Annotated in this window: 17 protein-coding genes; 14 read left to right on the top strand and 3 right to left on the bottom strand. The window is 63.0% G+C overall.

Going from position 1 to position 16,517, the window contains the following annotated elements; genetic code table 11:
- Window positions 1–104 precede the first annotated feature (104 nt).
- The 10 genes from rpoD to E0501_RS19610 all read left to right on the top strand — a co-directional run bounded on the left by rpoD (window position 105) and on the right by E0501_RS19610 (window position 8,273).
- Window positions 105–2,093, top strand: coding sequence for an RNA polymerase sigma factor RpoD (gene rpoD / locus E0501_RS19565; RefSeq protein ID WP_137703105.1), 1,989 nt, complete (start codon window positions 105–107; stop codon window positions 2,091–2,093).
- A gap of 28 nt (window positions 2,094–2,121) precedes the next feature.
- Window positions 2,122–2,577, top strand: coding sequence for a thiol-disulfide oxidoreductase DCC family protein (locus E0501_RS19570; protein WP_137703106.1), 456 nt, complete (start codon window positions 2,122–2,124; stop codon window positions 2,575–2,577).
- The gene (locus tag E0501_RS19575; RefSeq protein WP_161594669.1) at window positions 2,574–3,122 is read left to right on the top strand and encodes a DUF4166 domain-containing protein; all 549 of its coding nucleotides are present in this window, start codon (window positions 2,574–2,576) and stop codon (window positions 3,120–3,122) included. The genes E0501_RS19570 and E0501_RS19575 overlap by 4 nt, the downstream gene beginning before the upstream one ends.
- Before the next feature lie 63 nt (window positions 3,123–3,185).
- Window positions 3,186–3,602 carry a hypothetical protein gene (locus tag E0501_RS19580; RefSeq protein ID WP_137703108.1) on the top strand — a complete coding sequence of 139 codons (417 nt, stop codon included), beginning with the start codon at window positions 3,186–3,188 and terminating at the stop codon, window positions 3,600–3,602.
- Window positions 3,603–3,799: 197 nt separating this feature from the next.
- Window positions 3,800–4,228 (top strand): c-type cytochrome, encoded by a 429-nt coding sequence (locus E0501_RS19585; RefSeq protein ID WP_205123524.1) that lies wholly within the window; start codon window positions 3,800–3,802, stop codon window positions 4,226–4,228.
- Between the two features lie 68 nt (window positions 4,229–4,296).
- Entirely contained in the window at window positions 4,297–4,713 is a 417-nt protein-coding gene (locus tag E0501_RS19590; protein WP_137703109.1) for a secondary thiamine-phosphate synthase enzyme YjbQ, read from the top strand.
- A gap of 173 nt (window positions 4,714–4,886) precedes the next feature.
- A complete protein-coding gene (gene nrdR, locus E0501_RS19595) occupies window positions 4,887–5,354 on the top strand; it encodes a transcriptional regulator NrdR (RefSeq protein WP_137703110.1) in 468 nt (155 codons plus the stop codon).
- Window positions 5,351–6,445, top strand: coding sequence for a bifunctional diaminohydroxyphosphoribosylaminopyrimidine deaminase/5-amino-6-(5-phosphoribosylamino)uracil reductase RibD (gene ribD, locus E0501_RS19600; protein ID WP_268888898.1), 1,095 nt, complete (start codon window positions 5,351–5,353; stop codon window positions 6,443–6,445). Before nrdR ends, ribD begins: the two co-directional genes overlap by 4 nt.
- A 297-nt stretch (window positions 6,446–6,742) precedes the next feature.
- On the top strand, window positions 6,743–7,480 hold the full coding sequence (locus tag E0501_RS19605; protein ID WP_137703111.1) for a hypothetical protein: 738 nt from the start codon (window positions 6,743–6,745) through the stop codon (window positions 7,478–7,480).
- 85 nt (window positions 7,481–7,565) lie between these two features.
- Window positions 7,566–8,273 carry a DUF302 domain-containing protein gene (locus E0501_RS19610; protein WP_161594670.1) on the top strand — a complete coding sequence of 236 codons (708 nt, stop codon included), beginning with the start codon at window positions 7,566–7,568 and terminating at the stop codon, window positions 8,271–8,273.
- 59 nt (window positions 8,274–8,332) lie between these two features.
- Here E0501_RS19610 and E0501_RS19615 read toward each other — a convergent pair whose 3' ends face one another.
- The 3 genes from E0501_RS19615 to E0501_RS19625 all read right to left on the bottom strand — a co-directional run bounded on the left by E0501_RS19615 (window position 8,333) and on the right by E0501_RS19625 (window position 12,894).
- A complete protein-coding gene (locus E0501_RS19615) occupies window positions 8,333–10,336 on the bottom strand; it encodes a capsular polysaccharide biosynthesis protein (protein ID WP_137703113.1) in 2,004 nt (667 codons plus the stop codon).
- A 3-nt stretch (window positions 10,337–10,339) separates the two neighbouring features.
- Complete coding sequence (locus tag E0501_RS19620; RefSeq protein ID WP_137703114.1) at window positions 10,340–11,485, bottom strand: polysaccharide biosynthesis/export family protein; 1,146 nt, start codon at window positions 11,483–11,485, stop codon at window positions 10,340–10,342.
- A 116-nt stretch (window positions 11,486–11,601) separates the two neighbouring features.
- Complete coding sequence (locus E0501_RS19625; protein ID WP_137703115.1) at window positions 11,602–12,894, bottom strand: capsule biosynthesis protein; 1,293 nt, start codon at window positions 12,892–12,894, stop codon at window positions 11,602–11,604.
- Between the two features lie 146 nt (window positions 12,895–13,040).
- On the opposite strand from E0501_RS19625, the gene E0501_RS19630 reads away from it, so the two are divergent.
- The 4 genes from E0501_RS19630 to E0501_RS19645 all read left to right on the top strand — a co-directional run bounded on the left by E0501_RS19630 (window position 13,041) and on the right by E0501_RS19645 (window position 16,516).
- On the top strand, window positions 13,041–13,628 hold the full coding sequence (locus tag E0501_RS19630) for a riboflavin synthase (protein ID WP_137703116.1): 588 nt from the start codon (window positions 13,041–13,043) through the stop codon (window positions 13,626–13,628).
- A gap of 157 nt (window positions 13,629–13,785) precedes the next feature.
- A complete protein-coding gene (locus tag E0501_RS19635; protein WP_137703117.1) occupies window positions 13,786–14,757 on the top strand; it encodes an MBL fold metallo-hydrolase in 972 nt (323 codons plus the stop codon).
- Window positions 14,758–14,835: 78 nt separating this feature from the next.
- Window positions 14,836–15,969, top strand: coding sequence for a 3,4-dihydroxy-2-butanone-4-phosphate synthase (ribB, locus tag E0501_RS19640; protein ID WP_137703118.1), 1,134 nt, complete (start codon window positions 14,836–14,838; stop codon window positions 15,967–15,969).
- A gap of 1 nt (window position 15,970) precedes the next feature.
- Complete coding sequence (locus tag E0501_RS19645) at window positions 15,971–16,516, top strand: 6,7-dimethyl-8-ribityllumazine synthase (protein ID WP_137703119.1); 546 nt, start codon at window positions 15,971–15,973, stop codon at window positions 16,514–16,516.
- The last annotated feature ends 1 nt before the right edge of the window (window position 16,517 follow it).

The following is a 16,517-nucleotide window of genomic DNA, read 5'->3' on the forward strand; positions in this document are numbered from 1 at the left end:
GGTAAACGGGTGGCCGAATCACTTCCAAGCCCCCATGATTCGCCATAATTGCGAATCACCCGTCCGCCGCGACGGAGCCCGAATCGACTGAGCAGGAGCATTTCATGGCCGCCAAGGACACTGACGACCGCAAATCCGAAGACCAGGACGCCGAAGTTTCGCTGGATATGAGCCAGACCGCGGTCAAGAAGATGATCGCCGAGGCGCGCGAGAAGGGCTACATCACCTACGACCAGCTCAACCAGGTTCTGCCGCCCGATCAGGTCAGCTCGGAACAGATCGAGGACGTGATGTCGATGCTCAGCGAGATGGGCATCAACATCATCGAGGACGAAGAGGCCGAGGAAGAAGAGCAGAAGAATACCGCGGTGGTCGAAGTTGGCCAGAAAGGCGAACTGACGCTCGGCTCGGGCAGCCAGGAAAAGCTTGACCGCACCGACGACCCGGTGCGCATGTATCTGCGCGAAATGGGCAGCGTCGAACTGCTCAGCCGCGAGGGCGAGATCGCCATCGCCAAGCGGATCGAGGCCGGCCGCAACACCATGATCGCGGGGCTGTGCGAAAGCCCGCTGACCTTCCAGGCCATCACCATCTGGCGTGATGAACTTCTGTCCGAGGACATTCTTCTGCGCGATGTGATCGACCTGGAAACCACCTTTGGTAATCAGCTGGACGAGGACGGCGAAGACGACGAACCGGTCGTCGAAGCCGCAAATGTCTCCGCCGCGCCGAAATCCAAGGAAAAATCGGACGAGCCCGAGCTCGATGCCGATGGCAACCCGATTGCCAAGGAAGACGACGACGACGAGGAAGAACAGGCTAACATGTCGCTGGCCGCGATGGAAACCGCGCTGAAACCGCGTGTCTTGGAAACGCTCGACCGGATCGCCAGCGACTACGCAAAACTCAGCGAGATGCAGGACAGCCGGATTTCGGCCACCCTGAACGAGGACGGCTCGTTCTCGGACAAGGACGAGACCACCTACCAGGCACTGCGCTCGGAAATCGTCGAACTGGTGAACTCGCTTCACCTGCACAACAACCGGATCGAGGCGCTGATCGACCAGCTTTACGGCATCAACCGCCGGATCATGCAGATCGACAGTGCGATGGTTAAGCTTGCAGACCAGGCGCGCATCAACCGCCGCGAGTTCATCGACGAATACCGTGGCCGCGAGTTGGATCCGACCTGGCTGGATGATATGCGCGACAAGTCGGGCCGGGGCTGGCAGGCTCTGATCGACCGCTCGACCGACAAGATCGAGGAACTGCGCGCCGACATGGCGCAGGTCGGCCAGTATGTCGGCCTTGATATCAGCGAATTCCGCCGCATCGTGAACCAGGTCCAGAAGGGCGAGAAAGAGGCGCGCCAGGCCAAGAAGGAAATGGTCGAAGCAAACCTGCGCCTGGTGATCTCCATCGCCAAGAAATACACCAACCGCGGGCTGCAATTCCTGGATCTCATTCAGGAAGGCAACATCGGCCTGATGAAGGCGGTGGACAAGTTCGAATACCGCCGCGGCTACAAGTTCTCGACCTATGCAACCTGGTGGATCCGTCAGGCGATCACCCGCTCGATCGCTGACCAGGCGCGCACCATCCGCATCCCGGTGCACATGATCGAAACCATCAACAAGCTGGTGCGCACCGGTCGCCAGATGCTGCATGAAATCGGCCGTGAGCCGACGCCGGAAGAGCTGGCCGAGAAGCTTCAGATGCCGCTCGAGAAAGTGCGCAAGGTGATGAAGATCGCGAAAGAGCCGATCTCCCTTGAAACGCCCATCGGCGACGAGGAAGACAGCCAGCTGGGCGATTTCATCGAGGACAAGAACGCGATCCTGCCGCTGGATTCGGCCATCCAGGAAAACCTCAAGGAAACCACGACCCGCGTTCTGGCCAGCCTGACGCCGCGCGAGGAACGCGTGCTGCGCATGCGTTTCGGCATCGGCATGAACACCGATCATACGCTCGAAGAGGTGGGCCAGCAGTTCAGCGTCACCCGCGAACGTATCCGCCAGATCGAGGCCAAGGCACTCCGCAAGCTCAAGCACCCGTCGCGCAGCCGCAAGCTGCGAAGCTTCCTCGACCAGTAGGGTGGGCATTCTGCCCACCCCGGTACCCATGCACCGGGTTTCTTCACTGCCGCCCGATCTGCGCGACGAGATCGGCACGCGCAACCTGATCGTTTTCGATGGCGAATGCGTGCTCTGCTCGGGATTTTTCCGCTTTGTCCTGCGCCATGACCGGACCGCGCGTTTCTCTTTTGCCCTGGCGCAATCCCCTTTTGGATCAAGGCCTTACCGGGCGCTCGACCTGCCGGTGGACGAGTTTGAAACCAACATCGTCATCACACGTGGCCAGATCCATCAGCGTGGCGATGCCTTTGCCCACGCGATGCGCGCACTCGGCGGGCCCTGGCGGGCATTCTATCCGCTCCGCTTCCTGCCGCGGATCATCAAGGATTCAATCTATCACCTGATTGCGCGCAATCGCTATCGCATATTCGGGCGATATGACGAATGCCTTGTTCCCGACGATGCGCTGAAAGCCCGCTTTCTGCCCGGGGGATGGGGATGAGCGGGGATCCGTTCCTGAAGGCGATCGAATATCATGGCCTGTCCGTTGCGCCCGCCCTGCTGGAGTTTCACGGCGGTACGGGCGAAAAACGCTATCACGGGCGCTGCACGATCATGCGGGGCCGTGGCCCCCTGATCCGCCTTGCGCTGTGGCTGGGCCGCTTTCCCCCCGCCGCGCAGGATCAGTCGATCCGGCTGGCCATGCATATCGGTCCCGGGGAAAGCCGCTGGCTGCGGGGCTTCGGCGGTCATCCCACCGCGTCCACCTTGCGGTTCGATTCCGACCGGGGCGAGGTGATCGAACGTTTCGGCGCGCTGCGCGTGGCCATGCGCCCCACGGTCTGCGACGATACTTTGCACTTCTCCATCACGCGCCTTTGGGTGATGGGTGTTCGCCTGCCGCGCATCCTGCTGCCGCGCAGCGCCACCCATGAGCGTGCTGGCGAAAACGGCCGTGTCCATTTCGATGTCTCGGCGCGCGCGCCGGTTCTGGGGATGCTCATCCGCTATGTCGGCTGGCTCGACCCGGTGCCAAAGGAAAAGTGATTTGAACGCAACCGCCCCGTTGCATGATAGTAGACCCGTCCCTTCCCGGTTCAGGAGACTGCCATGCGTATCCTGCCTGCCGCCCTCATCCTCGGCACGGCCTTTGCCGCGCCCGGCCATGCCTTCACCGCTGTCAATGGTCTCACGGTAAACCTGGTCCCGGACGGGTTCGAAGTTGTCTCGGGTGTTGGATCGGGCCCGCGGGAATTCTGGTGCGCTGCCGGTCAGTATGCGCGCCAGATGCAGGGCGCTGGTGGCAATGACCGGGTATATGTCCTGCGCGCCTATGGTCCCAGCACCACGCATCCCGGGCGCCGGGCGGTTGCCTTTACCACGCAACCCTCTCTGGACCTTGCCAATGGGCCGCGTCTCGGAACGGGCGGAAATTACTCGGTGCGGATCCGCGCCGAGGGCTTCAACCTGCGCACCGCCCATGCCGAGAGTTTCTGCGCGGATGTCTACGAGATCGACATTCCCTAGCGGCTGAGCGCCGAACGCCTTCACCGCCCTTTTGCACGGAGTTGGGCGGGCGTCCGGGTTTCGTGTCTTCTATTGATCGCGATCAACACCTGCGCTGCCTGCGGGCGCTAGTCTTATGCCGTGGTCAGTATTCGCCGATCATCACCCGGCTTTTCCGATTGCATTTGAAAAGAAACACCCCTCGGGAGGACTGTTTGATGTCTTTGAAATCACAACTCGCATTCGCCCTCGTCTCGGCAACCGCTTCGCTGGGGCTTTTGGCCGCCCCCGCAGTCGCGCAGGAGACGCTGATCGGCAAGGCGTCGTTTATGGAAAACTGCGCGGTCTGCCATGGTGCGGATGGTGCCGGAGATGGACCGGTGGCCGACCTCTTTGCGCAGAAACCCGGAAACCTGAAGCATCTGGCCAAGAACAACAATGGTGTTTTCCCGTTCTCCGAGGTCTATCAGGCAATTGACGGCCGGCGCGAGATCAAGGGCCATGGCAGTACGGAGATGCCGGTCTGGGGCGGGCTCTTCAAGGAAGACTCCTATGCCTACACCGTGCACCCCGGTATCAAGGCCGAAGAGATCGTGCAGGGCCGTATCCTGGCGCTCGTCTACTACCTGCAAGGCATTCAAGAGTAGGCAGCTTTCCCGAACGGACGGTGTCGCGCAGGCTTGTGCGTATGGGGATCAGGCTTCATTCTGGCTCCATGCAAACCCGGTTTTCGATATCGACGCACGGTCAGGGGCTTTACGAATTCACCCGCGATGTCACGCGTTGGGTGGCGGGGCAGGGCGACGGGCTGCTGACGCTTTTCGTCCGCCATACCTCGTGCAGCCTGCTGATCCAGGAAAACGCCGATCCCGAAGTGCAGAGCGATCTGCGCGCCTATTTCGCGCGCCTTGTGCCGCCCACCACCGATCCGTCGATGGCCTATCTGACCCATACCTACGAGGGCCCCGATGACATGCCTGCCCATATCAAGGCGGCGATGATGCCGGTGTCGTTGTCGATCCCGGTATCCGCTGGCCGTCCTGTTCTGGGCACCTGGCAGGGCATCTACCTGTTCGAACATCGCGACGCGCGTCATACGCGCACCGTTGCCGCGCATTTTCTGGCGGACTAATTCGGCGGATTGCGCGCCTTTGGGGGAACATCGCTGCAACAATCCCACTATCCTTCATCTTGGGGCATCATTTGCCCTCTACCCAAACTATTGAGGCTCCCCTATAGTGCCTGTGGATAAGTGGGGCACGAACCCCATGACCGAGGCAGAGACAAGAATAAAGGGGGACGGCCATGCGCTGCCCGTTTTGCGGAAATATCGATACCCAAGTGAAGGATTCCCGGCCCGCCGAGGACCATGTTTCGATCCGGCGTCGCCGGTTCTGCCCGGCCTGTGGGGGCCGGTTTACCACGTATGAACGTGTGCAGCTGCGCGATCTCGTGGTGATCAAGTCGAATGGCCGGCGCGAGGATTTCGACCGCGACAAGCTTGAACGCTCGATCCGGATCGCCCTACAGAAACGCCCCGTTGATCCCGAGCGGATCGACCAGATGATCTCGGGTATCGTGCGGCGGCTGGAAAGCATGGGCGAAACCGATATTTCGTCCAAGGTCATCGGCGAGATCGTGATGGAAACGCTCGCCCGGATCGACACCGTGGCCTATGTGCGTTTTGCCAGCGTTTACAAGAACTTCCAGGCGGCGGATGATTTCGACAAATTCGTCAGCGAACTGCGTCCCGACGTGAAACCGGAAGAGTGAACCAGACCGACGCACGCTACATGGCGCTGGCCCTTTCGCTGGGCCGGCGCGGGCAGGGCCGAACCTGGCCCAATCCGGCGGTGGGCTGCGTCATCGTCCGCGATGGGCGTATCGTCGGGCGCGGTGCGACCGCGCCGGGCGGACGGCCGCATGCCGAAACCATCGCGCTTGCCCAGGCGGGCCAGGCCGCGCGCGGCGCCACCGCCTATGTCACGCTCGAACCCTGCGCGCATCACGGGCAAACCCCGCCCTGCGCCGCGGCGCTCGCCGAGGCCGGTATTGCCCGCGTAGTCGCGCCCATGGCCGACAGCGATCCGCGGGTGGCCGGGCAGGGCTTTGCCATGCTGCGCGCCGCCGGCGTCTCGGTCACCACCGGGGTGCTCGTTGACGAGGCCGGGCGCGATCACGCCGGATTCTTCCTGCGCACCGAACAGGGACGCCCGTTTGTCACGCTCAAGCTGGCCACCAGTTTCGACGGCCGGATCGCCACCGCCACCGGCCATAGCCAGTGGATCACCGGGCCACAGGCCCGCCGCGCGGTGCATGCGATGCGCGCCCAGCACGACGCGGTAATGATCGGCGGCGGCACCGCCCGTGCCGATGATCCGTCACTGACCGTTCGTGATCTCGGGGTCGAGCATCAGCCGGTGCGCATCGTTGTGTCGCGGCTTCTCGATCTTCCACTGATCAGCCAATTGGCTAAGTCCGCGCGCGACGTTCCGCTATGGCTCGTGCATGGCCCCGATGCCGATAGCGCGCTGAGAGAAGCCTGGGAGGGCATCGGCGCCACGCTTCTGCCCTGTGCACTTGCAGGCCGCCAGCTCGATCTTGCCGCCGTGCTTCAGGCGCTGGGCGCACAGGGCATCACCCGGGTGTTCTGCGAAGGCGGCGGCGCCATCGCGTCATCGCTTCTGGCCGCTGATCTGGTCGACGAACTCGTTGGCTTCACTGCCGGTCTCGCCATCGGCGCCGAGGGGCTGCCGGCCATCGGCGCCATGGGCCTTGCCACCCTGGACGAGGCACAACGCTTCGACCTGGTCGAAACACGCGCGCTGGGGGGCGATGTTCTGCACCGCTGGTGCCGTCGCTGAACGTCGGATTCGCGGATTTCGGCCCGTGCCGCGCATGGTTTCAGGCGGATTCTTTCGCATCTTCAGCCATCCTGCAGGCGCTTGACGCAAGGTTAAGTCGTTGTCAGGGAACACAATTAAACAGGTATCGAAAAGACAACTTATAACGATTAAAGGCGCATTTCTGTTTTTTTATTTCAAATTCGTCTATCTATATGCATTAATTTGTCTTGATAGGTGCGCCGGGCACTCCGAGGGAGGAACGGAGCCGGCCGCGCCGACTTTTGGGGGCGATTGCCCCCGTCAGGGAGGACTGGAATGCGTATCAAGACTTTTACCCGGGGGGTTGTCTCGGCAATCGCCATTAGCGTGGCCACGATGGGGCACGCCCAATCGGACAACAGCTATGCCAACACCACCGAGTGGGCCAAGGCGTTTTCGAACCCCGCCTTCGTGCAGGGCATGACTCAGATGATGAGCCCCGAGATGATGGAGGCCTGGGTCAAGATCATGTTCAACCCCGACATGGTCAACGCCATGATGTCCTCGATGGGCGATATGATGGATCCCGAGCTCTTCACGCAGTGGATGAACATCGCGATGAATCCGCAGATGATGGAAGCGATGATGAAATTCGCCAGCCCCGAGATGATGGAGCCCATGATGCAGGTCTTCATGAGCCCCAAGATGTGGGAATCCATGATGGCCTTCGCCTCGCCCGAGATGATGGAAACCATGGTCGGCATGATGGCAAACCCCGCGATGTGGGATGCCATGATGAAGATGGCCGATCCGGAAATGATGAACGCGTGGATGCGCATCGCCTTCGATCCCAAGATGATGGAAGCGATGATGAAATTCGCCGATCCGCAGATGATGGCCGGCTACATGGAAATGATGACGGATCCCAAGTTCATGGACAGCATGATGAAGATGATGGATCCCGAAATGATGGCCGGCATGATGACGGCGATGTTCCAGATGTCGATGGCCATGCCCGCCGCGATGGCCAAGGCGGGCGAGGGCATGGCGCCCAAGACCGACGACAGCAACTGACGGAACGGTCTGGCGTGCCCGCGCTCCTGCAGCCGAGGGGCACGCCGTTTTCAACAGACTATCGAAAGGCAAGACCATGCATTGCATGACCAGAATGATTGCGGCTGCTGCCTCGGCCATCGTGCTTCTCGTTCAGCCGGCGCTGGCCGAGGAAAAGGAATATGACAATTCGGTCACCTATGCCGGCCCCGACGCGGGCGTCGGGCCGGGCTGGGTGCCCGAAGGCGGCTGGACCATGCCGGCGCCGCCACTCGATCCCGATCGCGCCGCCAATCAGATCACGCCGGATGTGATCACCGCCGAGGCCAAGATGAAGATGATGCAGTCGACGATGATGGGGAACCCCATGTCGCTGCGCCAGATGATCAACATGATGGTGGCCAAGAAGAAGGCCGACTCAAGCCTCAGCTTCGACGAGGTGATCGAGTCGATGGACCTGCGCGCCAACTTCCTCAACATGAAGAAGGTGGGCCACAACACCCCGCACAAGGTGATCGAGGCGATCACGGGGGAGACTTCGCCCCGGCTGGAAATGGTCAGCTACTGCGACGTGATGACCATGCGCGACATCCTTGACTACGTGCCCGAGTTCGGCGCCTTCGTGCCCTGCCGGATCACCGTGCTCGAGGACAATAACGGAGATATCTGGTTGATGACGCTGGATTGGGACGTGCGTTGGCTCGATACCTCGCCCAACCCCAACAAGATCAGCCCCGAACTGCGCGAAGGCGCGATCAAGATCCGCGAGGCACTCGAAGAGATCATGGAAGCCGGTGCAAACGGCGATCTCTGAAACCACTCACGAGGGACGGTGAGTGCAGCCCGGGGCCGAGAGGAACGGCCCCGGGTTTTTTATCGCCAAAGTCCCGCCTGACCCGCGAACAGGCCCTGCAGTTTCGCAACAAGTCGGTTCACCCGTCCCGGGTGGGGGATGTTCCCCGTGGCCAGCCGCGCCACGGCCAGTTCCACAGGGCAGGGCAGGCCCGTCACCGGGTCCAGGTAGCGCGGATAATCGATCAGCGCGGCATGCACCAACCCTTCCAGCGTTGGCCGCGCCATGCGCCGTGGTGGCACCTTGCCCAAGTCACGGGTCAGCCCCCAACCGGCATAGAAGGGCGCGCCGGTGACGGTCACCTTCACACCGCGCAACAGGGCCTCGAACCCCAGAAGCGATGTCATGGTCCAGACCTCGTCCACCTCGTCCAGCAGGGCCAGCGGATCGGCACCTGTCAGCACCAGATCGGCAGGGCTTTCGTCACTCAGTGCGCCCTCGCGCAGCCCGGCTTCGACATCCGGATGCGGCTTGTAGAGGATCACCGCGTCCGAGTTCGCGGCCCGCGCTGCCTGCAACAGGGCCTGGTTCGTGTCGATCTCGCCCGCCCCCAGCCGGATCGAGGCGTCGTCCTCGACCTGCCCGGGTACCAGAATGCGATGCCCTTTCGGCAGGGCTGGCGTTTCACCGCCCAGGTTGTACTTGTTCACCCGCTCCTCGATCAGCCGGTCGATCAGGGCCCGCGCGCGCGCCTGCTGATCGGGGCGCAGATCGGCGCGCTCCGAAATCAACTGCTCCAGCCGGCTTTCGCGCGACGGGTCATAGTAGATGCCAAGATCATCACAGATGAGAGACAGCGGTGGCACCAGTTCGGCGCCCAGCCCGCGCGACCGCAGGAACCCGTCTTCGACCCGCACGATGTCACGCCCGGCCTCGGCCTTGCCGGCCCAGATCATGCGGCGCCGCGTCGCGTCCGATCCACGGAACGTCATCGGTTTGTGGTGCCCGAAAAACCGCTGGAACGGGCGCCGCTTCCACAGCCTGATTTCCTCCCCGGTCCAGCCCTGCCTGTCCTCGCGCCATTCGCGCGCCATGGCTTCGGCGGTGGCCAGAACCTCTTCCAGCTCGCACCGCTCGTCGTTGTAGGGGTCGTACCAGACCGGGTGCAGGATCATCGCCGCGGCGAACAGCTGCGCCCGTGTCAGGTTGCGACCGCGACGGGGCAGGGGGTGCGGGTGGCGGTCCTCGGTCAGGCCCCATCCGGCATAGAACGGCTGGCCAAAAACAATGGGCTTGTGCCCCGAAAGGATCGCTTCGAACCCCATCTGGCTTGAAACCGTGTAAACCGCCACCGCCCCATCGAATAGTTCCCAGGGGCTGGCGCTGTCGGTGAAAAGGCTGATGCGGTCATTGGCATCGTCCGCCCCGAAATAACCCTCGCGAAACCCCTTGGCCGTTTCGGGATGGGTCTTGATCACGATCCGCGCGCCGGGATTGTCCTCCTGCGCATAGTACAGCATCTCGCGAAAGCTGTTGGCATCCGCACGCCCGTATTTCACGCTGGCATCGCCGCGGGTCTGGTCGATCACCAGAACATAGCCCGGGTCTGGCACCGGAGTATCCGGATCGAAGGCGAAATACTTGCTCAGATGCGCCTCGCGCAGCCGCGCGATCGCGCGCTTTGCGCGGTTCAGCAGCGCAGTATCATCCAGCGGGTGGTTGGCCAGCAGATGTTCGAGATCGGAAGGTTCCATGGCATCGAAATGCACGCCGCGATGGTCGATCTGCAATCCAAGCGGCATATCTCCCGTGCGCCCGGGGAAAAGCGAGCGCAGGAAGGCATCCTCGATCCGCACAATCCCGGCGCCTGTCGCATCGGCCACCGCCTCGCCGCGTTGCGCATAAGGTGAATGGCCCCAAACCGCGATCAGGTCGTCTTCGGCCGGCTTGCCGAGCCGAAGTTCGTATCCGGCGAGTTCGACAATCCGGCGCACGCGCCGCTGCCGCAGGAAGCCCGCGTTGAAATAGTAAAGCCGCCGGGGCGTATCCGCCCCGGCGGCCAAGTCTTTCGGCGTGTCGGCCAAGGCTTATTCGCCGCTCAACGTCGAGATGCCCGAACTGACCGTGCCAACCGAACCCAGCGTGCCGGTGATGGCCGAAATGGTCTTGTTCCACTGGGTGAACGGCGCTTCGGTCACGTAGAGCGTGTCGCCGTCGCGAATGCTGAAATCGCGGGCCAGGAACATGCCGTTCGGCTGCGTCAGGTCCAGTACGTAAACCATCCGCTGCGCGCCCTGCAGATCGTTGCGGCCCAGAACGGTGTTGGCGATCTCGTCGGGCTCGTTGCGGAACACGAACACGCCGGTCGGATCGGCGCTCGCGGTCAGAAGACCACCCACCTGCGCCAGCGCCTCGACCGCGCTCAGCGTCTGGCTCTCGAAATGCACTCGGCTTTGCGAGCCGGTTGCGCCAAGTGCGGTGAACGACCGGCTGTCTTCCTCGACGAGAATCCGGTCACCCGCGCGCAGCGCGATATCGAATTCGGGATATTCGAACAGGTCCTGGAACCAGATTTTCGACCGCATCCTGCCCCGGATCACGGTGATCTGGGCGATTTCCGGCTCGATCGTGATGCCGCCGGCGCGTGCCAGCATGGTCGCCAGGGTCCGGGTCGGCCGTTCGATCGGGAACACGCCCTGGCCGCCCACGGCGCCCACCACGCTTACGGTGGCGCCGTCACCGGCCAGCCGACGGACTTCGACCTGCGGATCGGGCGTCTGGTCTTCCAGCTTGCGGGTGATGATCCGGCGGATCGCCTCGGGTGTGTTGCCCGCGGCGCGGATCCTGCCGGCATAGGGCACGAAGATGAAACCCGCACCATCAACCTGGACTTCTTCGAGGATGGTGGAGTTCGCGGTTTCGCCCGCCAGCAGCCCATCGTCGACGTTTTCCCAGATCGTCAGGCCCAGCGTGTCGCCCGGTCGGATCGTGTCCGACCCTATCACGCCCGCTTTCTTGAACTCGTCGGTAAAGCCCAGCGCCGGCACCACGGCCGTGGCCCGCGTCACCCGGTCATTCACCGAAACGATGAAAGCATCGCCGCTGCGTTGCACCGAACCTTCGAAAATTTCGCGCTTGTTGGGGCCGACGCGCGGCAACCCGCAGGAGGAAACAACCGCCAAAGCGGCGATGAAGGCGACGGACTTCGCCCAACGGGAATTGACGGGTTTCACTGCTCGGTCTCCTCGACCTGTTATTTTTCTGCCTCGGATTCAACGTTTTGCACGCTGTAATTGAAGCCAAGCTAGCCGATCTCACGTGAAAAATAAAGCGCTAGCGCTTGTGTCGCTCAGTTGACCAACCGCAACTGTTGCCGCGGCGCCGCGGTGCCCTGTTTCAACGCATCATAGGGATCTTCCGGCGACAGCATCATGTCGACGACCATGCGCAAGAGCTGCCGGCGCCCCCGCGACGAGTAGAAACCGCCGGCGACCTGGCTGGTTTCCAGAAGGTAGCGGCGATAATCCTGGTAGGCCCTGCTGTCGGGGCGTTCGGCCCTGGCGAAGAACTCGGGCAAGGGTTGGGTCGATACGAACTCCGGCTTGTCATAGACGGCGCTGCCGAAAACCTTGAGAGGGATGCCGCGCCACAGAACCTGCTGCGCGGCGGTCGAGTTCACCGTCACCGCGCTGCGCGCATCGTCAAGAAGCTGGGCCAGCTTGCCGCCGCGCACGTAATGCACCCGGTCGCGCACGCCGTGGGCGCGCGCCATGCGGCGAATCTCCTGGCGCAGCGGAACGCGCCCGTCTTCCAGCGGATGCGCCTTGAACACAAGGTGATGATGCCCCGGTGCGCCCTCGGCAAAACCGCGGATCACGACGTCGAGAAACTCGGGCATGGTCGAAAACGGCGAATGGCGCTGGAAACTTGAATCATGTTCCAGCTGCAGCAATGCCAGGTGATAGGGAAACCCGCCGCCGCGAATGCGCAGCGTGGCGATGCGCCGTTCGATCGCCTGTGCCGGCATCAGCAAAAGCCGCTTGAGATAAAGCTGGAACTCGCGCGCGACCGGCAGATCGCGATGCGGGCGGAAGTTGCGATATCCGCCGTTCCGGAACATCACGAAGAAATGGTAAAGCGCCCCGTAGAACACGTGCTGGCGCATGTCGCCCCACTTGGCCGGCGGCAGAGGGGCATCGAGGTCGGACTGCGCCAGCGCCGCGCGCATGTCGGCCACGCTCATCTCCATCAGGCGCGAATTTCCGTTCGATCCGTTGCGCTCGTAGGTCACCCAATAGGGCCGCATGTACCCTTCTTCGAAGACATGCACGCCCAGCCCGGCCGCCTTGGCGCGCGCTATCGCTTCGGCATGGATACGGCGCACATCGCCATAAAGCACGATATCGGTCACGGACTTTTCGGCGAGGATTTCGTCGAACCGCTCGGGCCAGTCCTCCTGTGATCCGAGATAGGGGATGTAACTCTCGCGATCGCGCCAGAACGCGCGGTCGCCCGCGTTGAACCCCACGCGCCACACGCGGGCCCCGGCCAGGCGCAGCATTTTTCCCAGCCGGTGGAAAAACGGCCCGTGCGGCCCTTGCAGGAACAGGAAAACGCGTTGCTCGCCGGTAATCACACCCATGGATCTCACATAACTCGGAATGGCGTTTTTCCCTTCTACCCTGCGAGTTCGGCCAAAATATGGCCCTGAAACGGCTGATTGAACAGCGCTTTCTTGCACCGGCGCGCGTTGCGGGGTAGGTGCTCGGACAAGCAAGGAGGACGGGCATGTTCACCGGGATCATCACAGATATCGGCACCATTCGCGACCTGGAACAGCGGGGCGACCTGCGCGCGCGCATCGCCACGGGCTATGACACCGGCTCGATCGACATCGGCGCCTCGATAGCGTGCGATGGCGTCTGCCTGACCGTGATCGCCCTGGGCGAGGACTGGTTCGATGTCGAGATCAGCGCCGAAACCGTGTCGAAAACCAACCTGGGCGGCTGGGACCGCGGGCGGCGCGTCAATCTGGAACGCGCGCTCAAGGTGGGGGACGAACTGGGCGGGCATATCGTGTCGGGCCATGTCGACGGCGTAGCCGAGATCGTCGCGATGCGCGAAGAGGGCGACAGCACGCGGGTCACGCTGCGTGCGCCCGAGGCACTTGCCCGCTTCATTGCGCCAAAGGGCTCGGTCGCGCTCAACGGCACCTCGCTGACCGTGAACGAGGTGTCGGGCAGCGATTTCGGCATCAATTTCATCCCCCACACCAAGGAAGCCACCACCTGGGGCCAGGCCAGGGTGGGGGACCGCGTCAATATCGAGATCGACACGCTGGCGCGCTATGTCGCGCGGTTGCAGGAATTTTCCTGAGCCGCTGCGCGTGACGCCGTGAAGCTCGGGGGCGCTGCCCCCGGACCCCCGGGATATTTCCGGCAAGATGAAGCACGAGCGTGGACATATTCACGAAACGTGTTGCGTTGCCGCGCAGGCTCTTCATAATGTGCTGACGCTCACAGGAGGAGACGCCATGACACTCATTCGCCCAACCCGCCGGGATCTTCTCAAACTCGCCGCCGTGGCGCCCGCCTTCGCGCTGCCAGCCGCGGCCCGGGCCCAGCTTGGGGCACCCGCTGCCGCCAACCCCGCGCATTTCCGGTTTACCCTCGGCGAGGCGCAGGTCACGGTGATTTCGGATGGCTTTTTCACCCAGCCCGTCGATGGCCTGGGCGTCAATGCAGGGGAAGGCGCGGTGGTCGACTTCCTTAAGGCGCATTACCTGAATTCCGAACAGAATTACGCCCATACAAACCACGTTTTCGTGGAACTGGGCGACGCCAAGGTGCTGGTCGATGTGGGCTCGGGCTCTCGTTTCTTCTCGACCACCGGGCGGCTTGTCGCCAACATGGAGGCCGCGGGCATCGATCCGTCCTCGATCACCCACGTGTTCATCACCCATGCCCATCCCGATCACATCTGGGGCATCCGCGATGATTTCGACGAGGCGATCTTTCCCGATGCCGCGTATTTCATCGGCGAGGCCGAGCATGCCTACTGGATGCAGGATGACCTGGCGAACAAGGTCGCGCCCGAAGATCAGCAATTCGTCGTGGGCGCGGTGAATTCGATCAATGTCGACGGGGTGGAATGGAATTTCGTGACCGATGGCGACGAGATCGCCCCGGGCATCAGCGTGATGAACAGCTTTGGCCACACCGCAGGCCACATGTCGCTGCGGGTCGAGTCGGGGGGCAAACAGCTTATCGCCACGGGCGACGCGCTCAGCCATGGCTGGCTCAACTTCGCGCATCCCGAATGGTACAACGGCATTGATGCCGACCCCGAGGCGACGGTCGCCAGCCGCAAGGCGATGCTCGACATGGCTGCTGCCGACGGTATCGCACTCCTAGGGTATCACTTCCCCTTCCCGGGCGCGGGCCACGTGGTGCGCGATGGGGAGGCGTATCGCTTCATCCCCGCGCTCTGGCAGTTCAGGGGCTGAACGCCCGGCGCATGACGTTCGGACGCTCTGGCCAAGCCGCCCTGCCTGCGCTAACAGGCGGGGCGAAAGGGAAGACCCATGTCCACAGCCTATGACACACCCGGCGCCGTCGAGGCGTCCCTGCGCGGCGCGATCACGCCGATCGAAGAGATCATCGCGGGCGCCAGCCGCGGCGAGATGTACATCCTCGTCGATCACGAAGACCGCGAGAACGAGGGCGACCTGATCATTCCGGCCGAGTTCGCGGACGCCGACGCGGTGAATTTTATGGCCACGCATGGCCGCGGCCTGATCTGCCTGCCGATGACGGCGGAACGGATCGACCGGCTGGGCCTGCCGATGATGGCGGTGAACAATTCCTCGCGCATGGAAACCGCCTTTACCGTTTCGATCGAGGCGCGCGAGGGCGTGACCACCGGCATTTCCGCCGGCGACCGGGCGCTGACGATCAAGACCGCCATAAACGAACAGAACACCATGGCCGACCTGGCCACGCCCGGCCATGTCTTCCCGCTGCGCGCCCGCACAGGCGGCGTGCTGGTCCGTGCCGGCCATACCGAGGCCGCCGTCGACATCTCTCGCCTGGCGGGGCTCAACCCCTCGGCGGTGATCTGCGAGATCATGAACGAAGACGGAACCATGGCGCGCCTGCCCGAGTTGGTGGAATTCGCCAAAAGGCATGATCTGAAGATCGGCACGATTTCTGACCTCATTGCCTATCGCCACCAGCACGACAACCTCGTGCGCGAAACCCGCACGCGGACGGTGACCTCGGAACATGGCGGCGAGTGGCAGATGCGCGTTTTCACCGACGAAATCACCGGCACCGATCACATCGCGCTGATCAAGGGCGATATCACCACGCCCGAGCCGGTGCTGGTGCGCGCGCATGCGCTCAACGAACTCGAAGACATCCTCGGCCTCGGGCCCAGCCCGTCGGACGAGTTGCCCCGGGCGATGCGGATCATCGCCGAAGAAGGCCGCGGCGCGGTGCTTCTCTTCCGCGAACCGCACCCGAAGCTGGATCTGGGCGAAGAGGACCAGGGCCCCAAGATCGTCAAGCGCACGGGGCTTGGCAGCCAGATCATGGCGACGCTGGGCCTCAAGGAGTTGATCCTGCTCACCGACTCGCCCAGCACGCGCTACCTGGGGATCGAAGCTTTCGGGCTGTCGATCGTCGGCACCCGCCCGATCCATAACGGAGGCTCATGACATGGCCGAATCCCACTACACCCTGCCGCGGCCCGAATTCGACAAACCGGTGAAATTGCTGATCGTCGCGGCGCCCTTCTATCGCGACATCGCCGACAACCTGATCGCGGGCGCCACGGCCGAGATCGAAGCCGGCGGCGGCACCTGCGAGATCGTCGAGGTGCCGGGCGCGCTGGAAATTCCCACCACCATCGGCATCGCCGAACGGCTGTCGAATTTCGATGGTTACGTGGCGCTGGGCTGTGTCATCCGGGGCGAGACCACGCATTACGAAACCGTCTGCAATGACAGCAGCCGCGCCATCCAGATGCTCGGGCTTCAGGGCCTGTGCATCGGCAACGGCATCCTGACGGTCGAAAACTTCGAACAGGCCGACGTGCGGGCCGATCCGGCGCAGATGAACAAGGGGGCGGGCGCGGCCGCGGCGGCCTTGCATCTCATCGCGCTCACCCGTAAGTGGGGCAACGCCCGCAAGGGGGTGGGTTTCATCCCCGAGCGCGAGGAATACCAGATCGCAGGCGATACAAAGGACACCCCCAAGGCATGAC

Origin of the sequence: Marimonas lutisalis (assembly GCF_005434965.1) — a bacterium.
In the GTDB taxonomy this organism is placed as follows: domain Bacteria; phylum Pseudomonadota; class Alphaproteobacteria; order Rhodobacterales; family Rhodobacteraceae; genus Marimonas_A; species Marimonas_A lutisalis.

Excerpts from the sequence above, each read along its gene's own strand:
- E0501_RS19625 (WP_137703115.1), bottom strand. The coding sequence starts at position 12,894 with ATGGGTGTGATTACCGGCGAGCAACGCGTTTTCCTGTTCCTGCAAGGG.
- E0501_RS19570 (WP_137703106.1), top strand. The coding sequence starts at position 2,122 with ATGCACCGGGTTTCTTCACTGCCGCCCGATCTGCGCGACGAGATCGGC.
- E0501_RS19580 (WP_137703108.1), top strand. The coding sequence starts at position 3,186 with ATGCGTATCCTGCCTGCCGCCCTCATCCTCGGCACGGCCTTTGCCGCG.
- ribB (WP_137703118.1), top strand. The coding sequence starts at position 14,836 with ATGTCCACAGCCTATGACACACCCGGCGCCGTCGAGGCGTCCCTGCGC.
- E0501_RS19610 (WP_161594670.1), top strand. The coding sequence starts at position 7,566 with ATGACCAGAATGATTGCGGCTGCTGCCTCGGCCATCGTGCTTCTCGTT.
- E0501_RS19645 (WP_137703119.1), top strand. The coding sequence starts at position 15,971 with ATGGCCGAATCCCACTACACCCTGCCGCGGCCCGAATTCGACAAACCG.
- nrdR (WP_137703110.1), top strand. The coding sequence starts at position 4,887 with ATGCGCTGCCCGTTTTGCGGAAATATCGATACCCAAGTGAAGGATTCC.
- E0501_RS19630 (WP_137703116.1), top strand. The coding sequence starts at position 13,041 with ATGTTCACCGGGATCATCACAGATATCGGCACCATTCGCGACCTGGAA.
- E0501_RS19605 (WP_137703111.1), top strand. The coding sequence starts at position 6,743 with ATGCGTATCAAGACTTTTACCCGGGGGGTTGTCTCGGCAATCGCCATT.
- E0501_RS19585 (WP_205123524.1), top strand. The coding sequence starts at position 3,800 with ATGTCTTTGAAATCACAACTCGCATTCGCCCTCGTCTCGGCAACCGCT.
- rpoD (WP_137703105.1), top strand. The coding sequence starts at position 105 with ATGGCCGCCAAGGACACTGACGACCGCAAATCCGAAGACCAGGACGCC.
- E0501_RS19575 (WP_161594669.1), top strand. The coding sequence starts at position 2,574 with ATGAGCGGGGATCCGTTCCTGAAGGCGATCGAATATCATGGCCTGTCC.
- E0501_RS19590 (WP_137703109.1), top strand. The coding sequence starts at position 4,297 with ATGCAAACCCGGTTTTCGATATCGACGCACGGTCAGGGGCTTTACGAA.
- E0501_RS19635 (WP_137703117.1), top strand. The coding sequence starts at position 13,786 with ATGACACTCATTCGCCCAACCCGCCGGGATCTTCTCAAACTCGCCGCC.